Source organism: Paraburkholderia sp. BL25I1N1, assembly GCF_003002025.1.
Lineage (GTDB): Bacteria > Pseudomonadota > Gammaproteobacteria > Burkholderiales > Burkholderiaceae > Paraburkholderia.
Genome location: NZ_PVZB01000013.1, coordinates 213,361 through 228,759 on the forward strand (window position 1 = coordinate 213,361; position 15,399 = coordinate 228,759).

Annotated in this window: 13 protein-coding genes; 8 read left to right on the forward strand and 5 right to left on the reverse strand. The window is 61.5% G+C overall.

The annotated features are described in order from the left end of the window. Window positions 1-212 precede the first annotated feature (212 nt). The 3 genes from B0G73_RS20925 (at window position 213) to cydB (ending at window position 5,607) form a co-directional block, all read left to right on the forward strand. Window positions 213-2,993: an ATP-dependent Clp protease ATP-binding subunit gene (locus B0G73_RS20925; protein ID WP_106283182.1), complete on the forward strand. Its 2,781-nt coding sequence runs from the start codon at window positions 213-215 to the stop codon at window positions 2,991-2,993. 213 nt (window positions 2,994-3,206) lie between these two features. After that, on the forward strand, window positions 3,207-4,595 hold the full coding sequence (locus tag B0G73_RS20930; RefSeq protein WP_106283183.1) for a cytochrome ubiquinol oxidase subunit I: 1,389 nt from the start codon (window positions 3,207-3,209) through the stop codon (window positions 4,593-4,595). Between the two features lie 4 nt (window positions 4,596-4,599). After that, window positions 4,600-5,607, forward strand: coding sequence for a cytochrome d ubiquinol oxidase subunit II (gene cydB / locus B0G73_RS20935; RefSeq protein ID WP_106283184.1), 1,008 nt, complete (start codon window positions 4,600-4,602; stop codon window positions 5,605-5,607). Between the two features lie 62 nt (window positions 5,608-5,669). Here the strand turns inward: cydB and B0G73_RS20940 are convergent, their stop codons facing one another. Together B0G73_RS20940 and B0G73_RS20945 are read right to left on the reverse strand one after the other, a co-directional pair. After that, a complete protein-coding gene (locus B0G73_RS20940) occupies window positions 5,670-6,473 on the reverse strand; it encodes a family 1 encapsulin nanocompartment shell protein (RefSeq protein ID WP_106283185.1) in 804 nt (267 codons plus the stop codon). Further along, on the reverse strand, window positions 6,466-7,395 hold the full coding sequence (locus B0G73_RS20945) for a Dyp-type peroxidase (RefSeq protein ID WP_258193404.1): 930 nt from the start codon (window positions 7,393-7,395) through the stop codon (window positions 6,466-6,468). Before B0G73_RS20945 ends, B0G73_RS20940 begins: the two co-directional genes overlap by 8 nt. A 373-nt stretch (window positions 7,396-7,768) precedes the next feature. Here B0G73_RS20945 and B0G73_RS20950 point away from each other — a divergent pair, with 373 nt between their 5' ends. Then, on the forward strand, window positions 7,769-8,374 hold the full coding sequence (locus B0G73_RS20950) for an ester cyclase (RefSeq protein ID WP_258193405.1): 606 nt from the start codon (window positions 7,769-7,771) through the stop codon (window positions 8,372-8,374). Between the two features lie 15 nt (window positions 8,375-8,389). Here the strand turns inward: B0G73_RS20950 and B0G73_RS40575 are convergent, their stop codons facing one another. Then, window positions 8,390-8,539, reverse strand: a complete 150-nt coding sequence (locus B0G73_RS40575) for a hypothetical protein (RefSeq protein ID WP_166678903.1) — start codon at window positions 8,537-8,539, stop codon at window positions 8,390-8,392. A 128-nt stretch (window positions 8,540-8,667) separates the two neighbouring features. On the opposite strand from B0G73_RS40575, the gene B0G73_RS20955 reads away from it, so the two are divergent. Together B0G73_RS20955 and B0G73_RS20960 are read left to right on the forward strand one after the other, a co-directional pair. After that, complete coding sequence (locus B0G73_RS20955) at window positions 8,668-9,537, forward strand: class I SAM-dependent methyltransferase (RefSeq protein WP_106283186.1); 870 nt, start codon at window positions 8,668-8,670, stop codon at window positions 9,535-9,537. Window positions 9,538-9,839: 302 nt separating this feature from the next. Beyond that, the gene (locus B0G73_RS20960; RefSeq protein ID WP_106283187.1) at window positions 9,840-11,318 is read left to right on the forward strand and encodes an MEDS domain-containing protein; all 1,479 of its coding nucleotides are present in this window, start codon (window positions 9,840-9,842) and stop codon (window positions 11,316-11,318) included. A gap of 188 nt (window positions 11,319-11,506) precedes the next feature. On the opposite strand, the gene B0G73_RS20965 is transcribed toward B0G73_RS20960, so the two are convergent. Further along, window positions 11,507-12,253, reverse strand: a complete 747-nt coding sequence (locus B0G73_RS20965; protein ID WP_106283188.1) for a hypothetical protein — start codon at window positions 12,251-12,253, stop codon at window positions 11,507-11,509. 545 nt (window positions 12,254-12,798) lie between these two features. On the opposite strand from B0G73_RS20965, the gene B0G73_RS20975 reads away from it, so the two are divergent. After that, window positions 12,799-13,113 carry a DUF4148 domain-containing protein gene (locus B0G73_RS20975; protein WP_106283190.1) on the forward strand — a complete coding sequence of 105 codons (315 nt, stop codon included), beginning with the start codon at window positions 12,799-12,801 and terminating at the stop codon, window positions 13,111-13,113. A gap of 127 nt (window positions 13,114-13,240) precedes the next feature. Next, window positions 13,241-14,272 (forward strand): alpha/beta fold hydrolase, encoded by a 1,032-nt coding sequence (locus tag B0G73_RS20980; RefSeq protein ID WP_106283191.1) that lies wholly within the window; start codon window positions 13,241-13,243, stop codon window positions 14,270-14,272. A 54-nt stretch (window positions 14,273-14,326) separates the two neighbouring features. On the opposite strand, the gene B0G73_RS20985 is transcribed toward B0G73_RS20980, so the two are convergent. Further along, window positions 14,327-14,818 (reverse strand): low affinity iron permease family protein, encoded by a 492-nt coding sequence (locus B0G73_RS20985; RefSeq protein ID WP_106283192.1) that lies wholly within the window; start codon window positions 14,816-14,818, stop codon window positions 14,327-14,329. Window positions 14,819-15,399 lie beyond the last annotated feature (581 nt).

Here is a 15,399-nt window from a genome sequence, read left to right on the forward strand (position 1 = left end):
GCGCAAGCGCATGCCGGTTGACGCAAGCCGCGCGTGCGTCGCTATCTGTTCGAAAGCGACGCCCATTTTGAACGCTGAACAGCGAAACATCGGCCTCGCGCACAACCATAACGAAAGGCCGGCGACAGGTTCCGAGCGTTCTCCCCTCACTTGAACGCGTCCTAAAATCTCTAACAACATCGGATGCCTTACCTCAGAAAGGTGATTTTACGATGCCCGCCCTTTGCGAAATCTGTAACGCTCGTCCCGCCGTCGCCCGTGTGACCGTTGTGCAGAACGGCGAGCGGAAAACTTTATCGATTTGCGATTACGACTACCGGCAATTAATGCGGCACCAGAGCATGGCGAACCCGTTCGACTCGCTATTGGGAGGCGGTGGTCTGTCACGCTTCTTCGGCGGGACGGGCGGCGCGCACGAGGAAGACGACGATAACGAGAGTCTCTCCGCTGAGGTGCCGCGCGAATCGGTCGACGCAACCGACGCCTTCAGCGAACAGACGCTCGAGTTGTTGCAGCGTGCTGCAGAGAAAGCGCACGAACTCCAGCGAAGCGAGCTTGACACCGAACATCTGCTGTATGTACTGGCGGACAACGATGTCGGCACTGCGCTGCTGAAGGAACTCAAGCTCTCGCCGCAGGACATCAAGGCTTATATCGATCAGCACGCGCAGAAGGGCACCGCGAATCCCGATGCGCCGCTCGAGAAGATGACCATCTCGCCGCGCCTGAAGAAAGTGTTCCAGTACGGGTTCCAGGCATCGCGTGATCTGGGTCATTCGTATGTCGGCCCGGAACATCTGCTGATCGGACTGGCGGCGGTGCCGGACAGTATCGCGGGCACGTTGCTGAAGAAGTATGGTGTGACGCCGGAAGGGCTGCGGCAGAAAGTGGTGAAGGTGGTCGGCAAAGGCGCCGAGGACGGCCGCGTCGATGCACCGACCGGCACGCCCATACTCGACAAGTTCGGCCGTGACCTCACGGCGCTCGCGCGCCAGGGCAAGCTCGACCCGGTGCTGGGACGCGCGCAGGAAATCGAAAGCACGATTGAAGTACTCGCGCGGCGCAGGAAGAACAATCCGGTGTTGATCGGCGAGCCCGGCGTCGGCAAGACCGCCATTGTCGAAGGCTTGGCGCAGCGCATCGTCAACGACGAGGTCCCCGAAAATCTGCGCGGCAAGCGGCTCGTCGAGGTCAATATCAATTCGATGGTGGCCGGTGCGAAGTATCGCGGCGAGTTCGAGGAACGCGCAAAAACGCTGATCGACGAAGTGACGGCAAAGAAAGACGAACTGGTTCTGTTCATCGACGAGTTGCACATGATCGTGGGCGCCGGCCAGGGCGGCGGCGAGGGCGGTCTCGACATCGCGAACGTGCTCAAACCGGCGCTGGCTCGCGGCGAACTCAGTCTGATCGGCGCGACGACGCTCAACGAATACCAGAAGTACATTGAAAAAGACGCCGCGCTGGAGAGGCGCTTTCAGCCGGTGCTGGTGCCCGAGCCGACCGTCGAGCAGACCATCGTCATCCTGCGCGGCCTGCGCGACAAGCTCGAGGCGCATCATCAGGTGACCTTCGCGGACGATGCGTTTGTCGCGGCCGCTGAAATGTCGGACCGTTACATCACGTCGCGCTTTCTGCCCGACAAAGCCATCGACCTGATCGACCAGGCCGCGGCGCGCGTACGGATCGGTGCGACTTCACGTCCGGCGGACATCCAGGAACTCGAAGCCGAGATGTCTCAACTCAAGCGCGAGCAGGATTACGCGTCCTCGCGCAAGCGCTATGACGAGGCGAAGAAGTTCGAGGAACGTATCGGCGAAAAGCAGACGACACTCGATGAGCAGATGGAGGCATGGCAGCGCAAGACCGGTTCGGAAACGCTTGAAGTCACCGTGGCGGCCATCGCCGAAGTGGTGTCGCGTCAAACCGGCATTCCGGTCACGGAACTGACACAGGAAGAGCGCCAGAAGCTGCTGGACATGGAAAACAAGCTGCGTGAGCGCGTGGTCGGCCAGGACGACGCGGTGCTTGCCGTGAGCGACGCCGTGCGCCTGTCGCGTGCCGGACTCGGCCAGGCGAACCGGCCTATCGCGACTTTCCTCTTCCTCGGACCGACCGGCGTCGGCAAGACCGAACTCGCGAAAGCGCTGGCCGAAACGGTGTTTGGCGATGAACAGTCGGTCATTCGTATCGACATGTCCGAGTATATGGAGCGTCACGCGGTGGCCCGCCTGATCGGCGCGCCGCCTGGATATGTCGGCTATGACGAGGGCGGCCAGTTGACCGAGCGGGTCCGGCGGCGGCCGTATAGCGTGATTCTGCTCGACGAGATCGAGAAGGCCCACGCGGACGTGAGCAATGTATTGCTCCAGGTGTTCGACGACGGCCGTCTGACCGACGGCAAGGGCCGCGTGGTGGACTTCAGCAACACGATCATCATCGCGACCAGCAATCTCGGCGCGCACATCATCATGGATAACCTCGAGAAGCCCGAGGCGGACCAGTTGCCGGAAAAGAAGCTTCGCGAGGAGTTGATGGATGTGCTCAAGGGCCACTTCCGTCCGGAGTTTCTGAACCGCATCGACGAGGTGATCGTCTTTCACGGACTTTCTCGCGAGAATATCCGCTCGATCGTGCGGATCCAGCTCGAGCGGGTCACGCGCACCGCGGCGGCTCAGGACATCACACTCAAGATCGACGAGTCGATTGTCGACCATCTGGCCGAGGCCGGCTACCGGCCGGAGTTCGGCGCCCGCGAGCTGAAGCGCCAGATTCGCCAGGAACTGGAAACGCGGCTTGCCAAGGAGATTCTCGGCGGCAAACTGAAATCGGGCGACAATGTCGAGGTCAGCTATGACAAGGACAGCGGCGAAGTGAAGTTCGTTCGCGGCGAGGCGACGCCGCCCAAGGTGAAACGCGCTAATAGCCGGACAAAGAAGAAGTCGTCCGACGAAGTCGGCAGCACGGAGTCCACGGAGGGCGCCAGTTCCTGACGGCGTGGCGTGGGCAACGGGCAAGGACACGCAGCGAGCGTGTCGGCGGTGTGGCGGGTATTATCCGGAAGCGGACCTGATGATGCCTCCCGAACTCTTCTACCAGGAAAGAGACGGGAGGCGCGCGGTTCGCCGGCTGAGTGATGTCTCTCAGCTTCGCGAGGCGTTCATCTTTGCGCAAGTGCCGGTACAACCTGGAGCCGCCGTTCAATCATGGAAATCTTCGACGCCTTCCACCTCGCCAGGCTTCAGTTCGCATTCACGGTTTCATTTCACATCATTTTCCCCGCCATCAGCATAGGCATGGCCAGCTTCCTCGCCGTGCTGGAAGGGCGTTGGTTGCTGACCGGCGACGCGGTCTACAAGGACATGTTTCTGTTCTGGTCGAAGATCTTTGCGGTCGGCTTCGGCATGGGCGTGGTCTCGGGCGTGGTGATGGCCTACGAGTTCGGCACCAACTGGAGTGGCTTTTCCACCATTGCCGGCAACATCACAGGACCGCTCCTGACTTATGAAGTGTTGACGGCGTTCTTTCTCGAGGCGGGTTTTCTCGGTGTCATGCTGTTCGGCTGGCAGCGTGTGAGTCCGCGCGCGCACTTCTTCGCCACGCTGATGGTGGCGCTCGGCACGTTGATGTCCACCTTCTGGATTCTCGCGTCGAATAGCTTTATGCAAACGCCGCAAGGATTCGCCATGATAAACGGCCGGATCGTACCGGTCGACTGGCTGAAGGTGATTTTCAACCCGTCGTTCCCGTACCGGCTCGCGCATATGACGATCGCCGCGTTCATTGTGGCGGGCTTTATCGTCGCTGCGTGCGGGGCGTGGCACCTGTTGCATGGCCGGCGCGACGGACCCGTCAAGCGTAGCTTTTCGATGGCGTTGTGGATTCTGCTTTTGCTCACGCCGGTGCAGATTTTTGTCGGCGATGCGCACGGCCTCAATACGCGCCAATATCAGCCCGCCAAAATCGCCGCAATTGAAGGCCTGTGGGAAACCGAGAAAGGCGGCACGGCGCTCAATCTGGTCGGTTTTCCCGACATGAATGCGGAAGTGACGCGCTATGCGCTGCAAATCCCGCATCTGGGCAGCCTCATTCTGACCCATAGCTGGGATGGAGAAATCCGCGGGCTCAAGACGTTTCCCGCCAGAGACCGCCCGTATTCGCCAATCATCTTCTGGACCTTCCGGATCATGGCGGGCCTCGGCATGCTGATGCTGTTGGCCGCCTTGCTCGGGTTGCTGCTCAGGGTGCGAGGGCGCCTCTACGAGACGCGCTGGTATCAGGTTTTCGTGCTGTGCATGGGGCCGTCGGGAATCGTCGCGCTGTTGGCCGGGTGGGTAACAACGGAAGTCGGCCGCCAACCCTGGACGGTCTATGGTGTTCTGCGAACCGAAGACTCACTCTCGCCGATCAGTGCCCAGCAAGCGGGCGTGTCATTGCTGATCTTCGTGCTGGTGTACTTCCTGGTATTCGGTATGGGGGTCTACTACATGCTCAAGATGATGAAGCGCGGACCGGAAGAACAGGTCGATGCCCGCCGGTCCGTTAAACATCCGGTGTTGCGCAATCGTCCGCTGGACGCACTGGAACGGGAGTGAGGCCATGCAAATCGATCTTCCGGTCGTGTGGGCCGCGATCATCGGCCTCGGCGTTTTCATCTATGTGATGCTGGACGGCTTCGATCTCGGCATCGGCCTGCTGTTTCCGTTTTTCGAGGAGAAAGGCGATCGGCAAGTCATGCTCAACACCATCGCGCCGGTCTGGGACGGCAACGAAACGTTCCTCGTGCTCGGCGGCGCGGGGCTATACGGTGCGTTCCCGGTCGTCTATTCGACGCTGCTGCCGGCAAACTATCTGCCGCTGATCCTGATGGTCGTGGGGCTGATCTTTCGCGGCGCGGCCTTTGAATTGCGCGCGAAGGCCACGCGGACCCAGCATGCGTGGGATCTCGCCTTTATCGCCGGGTCGGCTCTCGCGGGCCTTTGCCAGGGCATCGTGCTGGGGTCGCTGCTGCAAGGCATCAAGGTCGTCGATGACCGATTCGCCGGCGACCCGTTCGACTGGCTGTCGCCGTTCAGCCTGTTCTGCGGCATCGGCGTGCTCTTCACCTATGCGACGCTCGGCTGCGGCTGGCTAATCCTCAAGACCGAAGGCGAACTGCAGCGCAAGATGCGCGAGGTGATGCGGCCGTTGCTGGCCGTGCTGCTGGGGATCATCTTCGTGGTGAGTCTGTGGACCGTGATCGGATTGCCGGCGGTCGAGCATCGCTGGTTCGGAAGCGGCTATCTCGGCTGGTTCATGCCCGTGCCGATTCTCGTTCTGGCCTGCGTGTGGGGCATTTTTCGATCGCTTCGCTTGCAGCATGAAGCGATGCCGTTCCTGCTCACGCTTGCGCTGTGCTTTCTCGGATACAGCGGCTTGCTGATCAGCATCTGGCCGAACATCGTGCCGCCTTCGCTGACGATCTGGGAAGCCTCGTCGAGTCATTCGAGCCAGCTCTTCACACTGGTCGGCACGGTGATCGTGCTGCCGGTTATCCTCGTCTACAACGCTATGCAGTACCGCGTGTTCCGCGGCAAGGTGCGGGAAGGGGATGCCGGCTACCACTGACACCGCGCCGCCGGTCGCGGATGAAACGGCCGTTGCGTGCCTGAGCCCGCAACGGCCCGCGCTTATTCAGCGAGCGTCAGCGACACGGAGGCTTCGCTCGTCAACATCAGGAATGTCAGCGTTTCGCGCAGATAGAGGCGCACGACCGATTCGGTGTGGCTGAGATAGCCGATCGACAGGTCTTCACCGAGGTGCAACTCGAAGTCGCCGCCTCGCGTGGAGAGCACGCTTCCGCCGCTCAGCGCGGGCGCCCAGACGATGTCGCCGTTCACGATCCGCTTGATGTGCTCGATCACCGGATAGCCCTGGTCGCGTGCCTCGCTGAGCGCCGTGTAGGCGTCGGCGCCGAGCAGCACGGAATAAGGCCCGTCCACGCCGGCGAGCCGCAACGCCTCCAGTGCATTGCCGATCGCGTGCGGATAATCGCCGATGTCGGCGGACAGCGCGAGCGGCGCGTTCGACGAGCCTTCGCGAATCCCGCCGATTCCCGCTGCCTCGTATCCGTCGAAGATCGCGCGATCTTCCGCATAGGCGAGTTCTTTCGCTGCGTCTTTCGCGGGTTGCCAGTCGGCGTCGTTCGCGCCGCGCAGCACGCTGTCGATCGCCTCGCGCTGCAACTCGAACGGCACGGTGAACTCGACCACGCGCTTGACCTCCGCGAGCCTGGCCACGACGCCTTGTTGAGGCGCGGCAATCGCGGTCTGATGCCCCGTGCCGACACCGGACAACTCGGTTCCACCCGGACCCTTGACGTCGACCACGCGACGGCCCGCTACGCTGCGTTTGAAGGTGCGCGCCACTTCGTTTTCAATCTGCGACCAGGCGGCACTGGAAATGGGGGCGAGCTCGCGATGCAGGTTATTCATGTTGGGAGATTCCCTTGAGAGAGCCAATATTCAGCGAGCCGTCGTGGCGCGGCTCGGCGGGCGAAGAGGGTTCGGGCTGTGTTTCGATGGCGGCCGTGACGCTCGGCGGATCGCGGTCCGCGAGTTCTTCGAGCAAGGTGGCCGACGGCACGAAGAACAGGCCACCCGTGACGGCGCGGCTATAGTCGAGCAGCCGGTCGTAGTTGCCCGGCGGCCGCCCGATGAACATGTTCTCCAGCATCTGCTCGATCGGCGCGGGCGATCGTGCGTAGCCGATAAAGTAGGTGCCGAATTCGGCCGCGCCCAGGCGGCCGAATGGCATGTTGTCGCGCAAGATCTTCACTTCCTTGCCGTTCTCGGTGATCGTGGTCAGCGAGCTGTGCGATGACGACGGTTTGACCGCCGCGTCCAGTTCGACGTCGGACAATTTCTTGCGGCCGATAATGCGCTCCTGAGTCTCGACCGAAAGCGCATTCCATCCGTCCATGTCGTGCAGGTACTTTTGCACGAGGACATAGCTGCCGCCCTCGAAGCCGGGGTCTTCGGTGATCAGCGTGTATTCATCGGCGGCGCGGCCTGTCGGGTTCTCGGTGCCGTCGACGAAACCCACCATGTCGCGCATATCGAAGTAGCGAAATCCGTGAACTTCATCGACCACGGTGACCGCGTCGCCGAGCGCGCCCAGCAACTGCGTGGCGAGTTCGAAACAGAGATCCATGTGATCGGCGCGGATGTGCAGCAGGAAATCGCCCGGTGTCCCCAACGCGCGACGCTCGCCCTCGCCGATGTCGCGGAACGGATGCAGGAGGGCGGGCCGCGGCGCGCCGAACAACCTGTCCCACGCGTCGGAGCCGAACGAGCAGACGCACGACAGATTGCCGGCCGGCACACGCTTGCCGACCGCGCGCACGAGGGCGGCAATGTCGCCGCATCATTCGCGCACCTTGGCCTCCTGATCACGGTCGTTCGCGACGGTCGCGACAATGAAGATCGCGCTGCGGGAGACGTCATTACAAATTGCTTGCGGTTCCGGGATTTCGTTGGGCATCGGCTTGATTGTTGTTAGACCGTTACGGGTTCCTACAGCAGTAGAACCCACGTCGTTCCGCCTGCGCGTTTCATGCCGGAGGCGGCGCGAGTTTCGTTTGAATGATTGAAGCAGGTTAGCTATTGCGGTCACCGCGACGCCGCACGCATGCATGCCGCTTTGGCTTGTCGCAGGAAGGGCGCAACATGCGTGACATGGTTGACGTCCATCACGCTCACAGATGTTATACCGGGCAGATAATTTGTGGGTGCTGGGTGCCGGCTTCGGGACGCGCTATGGCGCGGCGGATTGGCAAAAAACGGCCGCATTCATTCGCATGCAAATGGAGGGCGGGGGTGACGTTGAATGCCGTGAAGCCACCCGGAATGATTCGGTCTACCATGGCGACTTGCACCCTCAGGAGCAGCAGATCATGACCTCAGGTACCGATGAAGCGGTGGCGCGAGAAGCGGTTGAAGGGTTCTATCGAGCGTTCGAGCAGAAAAGCGTCGAGTTATTGGCGAAGGTTGTCACCCCCGACTGGCAGTACATTCCGGAGCCTCGCGGCGCCGCCCCCGGGCCCGGTCAAATGGTTCAGGTGTTCCATGACATAGCGACCGCGCTGCCGGACTTGAAAGTCGAAATTCTCGATTTGCTGGTGCATGGCAACCGGATAGGGGTTCGCGCGGAGATCAGCGGCACGCAAACGGGCAAGCTGCTCGGCATCGACGCGAGTTCGAAGCATGTGAAATTCGCGATTCATTCTTTCCATCAGATGCGTGGAAATCTGATCGAGAAAACCTGGCACCTCGAAGATTGGCTATCGCTATTTCGACAGCTTGGCCAGTTGCCAAAAATGCTCGACCGGCATTGAAGCGGAAGCAACGCCTCAATGCTGATAATGCATGGCCGCGGCGATCAGAAGCCGGAACGGCAGCGCGAGCAGCACGGCACCGGCAACGCCGAGCAGCCACAGTCCAATGAACCATAAGAGGCGTGTGCTGAAGGTCGTCTTGCGATCAGAGCTTGTCTGTGACACGCTGTCTCCCGTCATCGGCTCGTCTATTCACGTGGCAATCATAGCCTGTTGCGCGCGGCAGGATTGCGACAGGTGCTGGTGTGCGATGTCGAATCGGAGCCCGGAAACACACAACCGGATCGAGAGTCATGAACGAGAAGCGAAATGCGGCGCCCGACGGCACCGCTGCGCGTGTCGCCTTGTGGCGCGCGCTGCATGTCGAGGCGGACCCGCCGCCGCATGTGCTGGAAGACACGGTCGGCCTCAAGTTGCTGGCTCCGGGCGACGACTGGCGCGGCCGCGGAGACATGGACCCGCAGTTCACGCGTCCGTTTCGCGCTTCGATCGTGGCTCGGGCGCGCTTCATCGAAGACCTGGTCGTGGAACAGGCCGGGCGCGGGCTGAGTCAGTACGTGATCCTCGGCGCGGGGCTCGACAGCTTCGCGCAGCGCAGGCCGGAGATCGCGTCCCGCCTCAAGGTGTTCGAGATCGACCCGCCAGGTCCTCAGGCATGGAAGCGCCAGCAGCTGAATGAACTCGGCTACGGCGTGCCGGACTGGCTGCGCTTCGTGCCGGTCGATTTCGAAGCGGGCCGGAACTGGCGGGACGAGTTGACGGCCGCCGGCTTCGATGACAGCAAGCCGGCGATCGTGGTCTCCACGGGCGTCAGTATGTATCTCACCCTGGAAGCGAACTTGGCCACGCTGCGCGAGGTCGCGGCGCTCGCGCCGGGATCGACGCTTGCCATGACCTTCCTGCTCCCGCTGCATCTGGCGGACCCTGAGGTGCGTCCGGGGCTCGAGATGGCGGAGAAGGGCGCGCGAGCAAGCGGGACACCTTTCATCAGCTTCTTCACTCCACCGGAGATGCTGGCGCTGGCCCATGAAGCCGGCTTTGGCGAAGCGACGCACGTCCCCGCGGCCCATCTGACGCAGCGCTACTTCTCCGGCAGGACCGACGGTCTGCGCCCGCCGAACAATGCCGAGGATCTGCTCGTGGCGAGCACCTGGCCGCCGTGAGCGCATTGCCCCTCTTCAGATCGAATACCACATGTGATTGACGCGCGTGTGACCAGATGCTCATTGCCGCCCCAAAACATGCATAGGGAAAATATCTATTCTGTCAAAGCGGGCCCTCGCGTACTTTCAAATTCTGCTGAATCCCAAATATCGAGCACCAACGCGGCGGAACCGCTTCCTGTCCTTCAACAGGATCGGCGGATCGACGCGAGCGGTGCCGTGACATTCATATTCGAGCGCGCGGGACATCGTTAAAGCCTGGCGCGACTGTGGTTCTTGACCCACGCACTCTCAGGGAAACGATGACCACCGGACCTCGTAAAAGCGGTTTTCCAGCGCTTGGCGCCCTCACTTGGGGCTCCCATCTGTGTCACTTCTACGAATCGCGGAGCGAATTGCTCAGCGTCACCGCGGACTTCCTGCATGCCGGACTCGCCAATCGCGAAGCGGCCGTGTGGATCGCGCCCGCGCTGCTGGGACCCGACAAAGCCCGCTATATGCTCACGCGAACCGCGCCCGCACTCGCGGAATATATCGATGCAGGCCAATTGCAGATTCTCGACGGCGCGCAGATTTACGCCTCGCCTAAAACGGGCTTCAACGGCGGCGCCACCGTGGGTTTATGGTCGAAGGCGATCAACGACGCACTGGGGCGAGGCTTCGAAGGATTGCGAGTGGCCGGCGACGCCGTCTGCAACGAAAGCACCGACTGGGTTGCGCTGCTCGACTATGAAGCCTCGCTGAAGGAGAGGCTTGCTGCGCTGCCGATCATCGGCTTGTGCACGTACTGCGTGCAGAAGCTTCGCACTGCGCAGGCGCGGGACATCGAGCGTCTGCACGATGCGAAGATCGAGCGGCCGCGCGTCGAGACTCCCGGGCATGCGCGCGCGCAGGCTGGTGGGCAGAGCGTGCAACGTTCGGAGCACGTCGTCACCGTTGCCGGGCGTAGCGATGAATCGGAACAGGCTTCGATCGGCGCAACGATAGGCCACGAAATCCGCAATGCCATCACGCCGCTCGGACTGCTCGCGCGTTTGTTGAACACCCAGTACGGCCATGACGAACAGTTGACGCGATACGCGCTTCTACTCTCACGGCAGGCCAGCGTGCTCGGTCAACTGGCCCAGCAATTGATGGCGCCGGACGGTGACGGGTTCGCCGGTTCCGCCGGTTCTATTGATCCGGCGCTGGGCGCGTTGGCATGTGCGTCGCGCGAGAGGGCGGTGGTGAATCGCGCGCCGGTCGATGTCGGCGATCTGCTCGCGCATTGTGTGCTGGTAGCCGAAGCGGGCGCGCCAGATCACGCGCCGATTCAGGTGACGGCCGGCGACGCACCGTTGCGGGTGCAAGGGGATTTCGGCGAGCTGACCCAGGTGTTCGTCAATCTGCTGATCAACGCGCTCAAATATTCGGCGGCTGCGGATGCCATCAAGGTGACGGCGTCCCGCGCCGGGCGTTACTGCTATATCAGCGTGAGCGACGAAGGGGCCGGCATCGCGCCGGGCGAGCTTGCGAGCATCTTCAAGCCCTACGCGCGCGGGCTTGCGGGCCGCGCCTTGGGCACAAGGGGGCATGGACTCGGATTGGCGGTGGTGCGCGATATCGTCGCGAGCCATGGCGGCACCGTCGAAGCGTTTTCCGGGGGACTGGGCCGCGGCTCGGAATTCGTGGTGCGCCTGCCGCTGGCGAAGCTAGTCACGCCAATCACGACGATCGCGTCCGAAGCGCAAGAATGCGAAGCGGTCTGCGCCGCACCGGTCACGCAAGGTATTGCCGTATAGCGAACGCGATGGCTTTACGCGTCGTCAGGCCACGCATGTCCGGTTGCGGCCGAGTCGCCTCAGGCCGCGGCTTGCAAGAACGCCAATGCGGTCACCACTAGCGACGCGAAAGCCCGGAAGGCAATCTTGATGCTGTTGCCTGCAGGAGGCAAGGCTCAACCGCGACAACTCGCTGTCAACCTCGACGATCATTCAACCCGACACCAACGACCGGTTTCCGGGCACACCATGGCGGGTTCGCCATTCACGCACACTTGCTCTTTATCCGCGTGCAAAGAGATTGGAGAGCCAATGTCGAAGGCAACTTTAAGCGTCTGCGCCACATGCACGTCTTCGATGGGAAGCTCCCACGTCAGGAATATTTGCGTGCAATCCTGATCCGCAGCGAAGTCAGCAGCATTGAATCCGCTGCTGCCGCGCCGGATTACCCCATGTGGCTGGCCGGTGTCGAATATCAAGGCCGTGCCGCGAGTCAGGGGAATGCGATGACCCGTACCGGGGAAATGCACATCCAGCCCTTTGTCTTCGCTCAGAAACAGATTGCAAAAGGCCGCACCGCCATATTGCGCGCCGTCATGGTGATATCTCGCGCCACGGCAGGCCATGAGCGCAATGTCGCTGACGGCAAGCACGCCGGGGAGGCCTAGCGCAGCCGTCCATTCGGACGCTGCTCGCACGCAGCGCGTGTAGTCCGGCCAGCGCACTTGCGTTCGCGCCAGCGGCATGACCTCGACGTCACCGGGTTCGAGGATCATGTGCGACGACGTCTCCCTGTCCCAATCCGCAAGCACACGAGCGGGGAGCGGTGGCACGTCGAGCATGCCTGACAGCACGATGTCACTGACGCTTCGACTGCGAATGGCATCGCCACTTGAGAAATAGGAAGTCAGTACGTCTCGCTTCGATGCTGTAGAAGAGGGGCTCATCCGCAGCATTGTAAGTTACCGCGCCGCTTTGAATTGTGTCCGCGCTGACATGCCGCTTGAGGTATGCGATGTCGCGTTTCATCAGCGGCGACCCGGTGGCGATGGTCTCTTGGCCCAATAGAAAACCTCAATTGATCGCGGAGATACAAAGCATTGCGCAGACGATCCAATGCTTGACTGACCCATCGCGAGACCGGAGTCGCGCTGATGACTCGACCAGAAACATGGCGAGACAGCTGGGTGTATCACCCGCCGCGGCCAAGATTCACCGGCGCAATCTCTACAGGAAACTGAGCATTTCCTCCCAGGCAACGCCCTTTCTGCTCATCATGGGCGAGGACTTAGAGGCGGGCTGAAGCCTTAACGTCGCCCCGTTCTTTGTATCGCAATGTATCCGCACCGTAGCAAGGTACATAACGTTTCATCAGCGGGCATTGCCGACATAAGCCAGATACGTCCACGGGGTCTAATGCTTCCAAGCCAGCCGAACTGGCCTTGCTAACCAGAACGCAAACGGGCGTTTGCGTGGAAGACATTTTCTCGAGGTGAAAGTCATGAAAGTCATTCAATCGCTTATCGTCGCCGCTGCCGTTGCTCTGCCGGCTTTGTCGTTCGCACAATCGAATCAGCCGCTCACCCGGGCGCAGGTTCGCGCGGAACTCGTGCAGCTGGAGAAGGCCGGTTACAACCCCGCGAGCGACGAGACGCAGTACCCGAGAAATATCCTGGCTGCCGAAGCTCGCGTAAGTGCGCAAAACGGGCCGACGGCATCGTCATACGGCTCGGCGACGGTTGGCAGTTCGGCGTCCGGTTCGCGTGCGCCGGACTCTGAAGTGATCGGTCTCGGTGCGATCTACGCCAAGCCGTAACTTAAATTCGGCTTCGAGGACGGGCGTTTCTGTCGACCACGCCTCGCGATGTTTTGCTTCAACCATTCGGTGCGTCGCGCGGGCGCACTGTTCAATTCAGCGCTGTCGCACATAAGGAGAATTAGCCATGTCTGACCAGATCAACACCCGGCGGCGTCGTCTGCTTGGGACGGCGGTTGCGGGCCTCAGCCTGATGGAACTGGGACTGAGCGGGCTTGCCAACGCACAGTCCAATAGCACGAAGGCGGGAGCGAGCGCCGCCTCGTTCGACACCGTCAAGCAGATCAACGCGGGCACGCTCAGCATGGGATACGCCGAGGCGGGCCCGCAGAACGGGCCGGTTGTGATCCTGCTGCACGGCTGGCCGTACGATATCCATGCCTTTGCCGAAGTCACACCGTTGCTGGCAGCGGCCGGCTATCGCGTCATCGTGCCGTATCTGCGCGGCTATGGCACGACGCAGTTCCTGTCCGCGGATACGCCGCGCAACGGCCAGCAAGCCGTCGTGGCGGTCGACATCATCGCGCTGATGGATGCGTTGAAGATCGACAAGGCGATTTTCGGCGGCTTCGACTGGGGCGCGCGCACGGTGAATATTATCGCCGCGCTGTGGCCGGAACGATGCAAGGCGATGGTCTCGGTGAGCGGTTATCTGATCGGCAGCCAGGAGGCGAACCGCACGCCGTTGCCGCCGAAAGCGGAACTGGCCTGGTGGTATCAGTTCTACTTCGCGACGGAGCGCGGCGCGGCGGGTTACGACGCGAATCGCCACGACTTCAACAAGCTGATCTGGCATACGGCATCGCCGAAATGGAATTTCGACGATGCAACGTACGAGCGCTCGGCACAATCGTTCAGCAACCCTGATCATGTCGCGGTGGTGATTCACAACTATCGCTGGCGTCTGGGACTGGTGAAGGGCGAGCCGCAATACGACGATCTGGAGAAGCGCCTGGCCGCGGCGCCGACGATCGCCGTGCCGACCATCACGATGGAAGGCGACGCGAACGGCGCGCCGCATCCGGACCCGGCGGCGTATGCAAAGAAGTTCACCGGCAAGTACGCGCATCGGAACATCGGCGGCGGTGTTGGACATAATCTGCCGCAGGAAGCGCCGAAAGCATTTGCCGATGCCGTGATCGACGTCGCACGTTTCTAGCATTGCGCGCGCTGACGGCTATTGCAAAGCGTGCGCACGCAACCAATGCATTGGCTAGTCGCGTTGCTCCACCGCTCCAGGTTTGCCGTCGCGACCTTTACCGCTTCGCCGGTCTTCGTCACGATCATCGCGATTGTCGACGAACGGCGAATCGGTGTCGCTGCCGCCGGCGCGCAGCACAGCGCGCGCTTCTTCAGCCAGCTTTTCGTAGTGTCGTCGAAAGCGCGTCAAGTCCTTTTCCTCGAGTTCTTCGAGATCGAGCAGGGCGTTGTGAGCCCCTCCCAATGCGCGGATCAACTCGTCGAGTTTGATCTGCATCGCCGCGGTGTCACGGTTCTGGGTGTTCTGGATCAGGAAGACCATCAGGAACGTAACGATCGTGGTCGACGTGTTGATCACGAGTTGCCACGTATCGCTGTAGTGAAAGAGCGGGCCGGTGAGGGCCCAGACGATCACCATGGCGACGGCCAGCACAAAGGTGACCGGCCTGCCGGTCATCGTGGAAAGGAAGCTTGCGAACTTCGAAAACCATTTGCCGCTCATCATGACCTCCGGGGGGGCGGTTCGACGTGAGGCATCATCGCACAGGCGCAACCCCGGCCCACGGGCATGCCTCGAAGCACGTCAGCGGTCCGCCGATTTACCCCACACGATCCATTCAGGATGCTGTTCCAGGTAATCCGACAGCGCCCTCAGCGCGCTGAGTGTCCGGCACCAGATCCGTGTTGATTCGCAGGAAGAGGAAATTGGCGTTCATGAGCGCCTGATTCCGTGCACACGGCCAAAATACTCGCGACGTTTATTGCTGATACCAATTGCGGCCCACTGGTATTGCCGCCGCATTGAATTGCGCGGCGCTGCGGATAGATGGTTGTAAATCCGCATCACATTTATTGTTTTCTCCAACCCGATAGACGGTCACATACACATGCATTTGACCGTCTATCGCACATCTGCTCACACACTTCGTAGCGCGACCAAGTCGCTTATCGACAGTGTTCTCCACGTTGATTCCCATACGGCGGCCCATGCGCCGGGGCGGCGCTTATTCCGCTGATCTTTCAACCTTCGCAGCTGCGCAATTCCCCAGCCAAAACCGCGCCATTAGCCAAGGGTAATTACCTACA

What these genes read in the sequence shown, in the direction of transcription:
- B0G73_RS20925 (WP_106283182.1), top strand. Translation starts at nt 213, where the DNA reads ATGCCCGCCCTTTGCGAAATCTGTAACGCTCGTCCCGCCGTCGCCCGT.
- B0G73_RS20930 (WP_106283183.1), top strand. Translation starts at nt 3,207, where the DNA reads ATGGAAATCTTCGACGCCTTCCACCTCGCCAGGCTTCAGTTCGCATTC.
- cydB (WP_106283184.1), top strand. Translation starts at nt 4,600, where the DNA reads ATGCAAATCGATCTTCCGGTCGTGTGGGCCGCGATCATCGGCCTCGGC.
- B0G73_RS20940 (WP_106283185.1), bottom strand. Translation starts at nt 6,473, where the DNA reads ATGAATAACCTGCATCGCGAGCTCGCCCCCATTTCCAGTGCCGCCTGG.
- B0G73_RS20955 (WP_106283186.1), top strand. Translation starts at nt 8,668, where the DNA reads ATGAACGAGAAGCGAAATGCGGCGCCCGACGGCACCGCTGCGCGTGTC.
- B0G73_RS20960 (WP_106283187.1), top strand. Translation starts at nt 9,840, where the DNA reads ATGACCACCGGACCTCGTAAAAGCGGTTTTCCAGCGCTTGGCGCCCTC.
- B0G73_RS20965 (WP_106283188.1), bottom strand. Translation starts at nt 12,253, where the DNA reads ATGCTGCGGATGAGCCCCTCTTCTACAGCATCGAAGCGAGACGTACTG.
- B0G73_RS20975 (WP_106283190.1), top strand. Translation starts at nt 12,799, where the DNA reads ATGAAAGTCATTCAATCGCTTATCGTCGCCGCTGCCGTTGCTCTGCCG.
- B0G73_RS20980 (WP_106283191.1), top strand. Translation starts at nt 13,241, where the DNA reads ATGTCTGACCAGATCAACACCCGGCGGCGTCGTCTGCTTGGGACGGCG.
- B0G73_RS20985 (WP_106283192.1), bottom strand. Translation starts at nt 14,818, where the DNA reads ATGATGAGCGGCAAATGGTTTTCGAAGTTCGCAAGCTTCCTTTCCACG.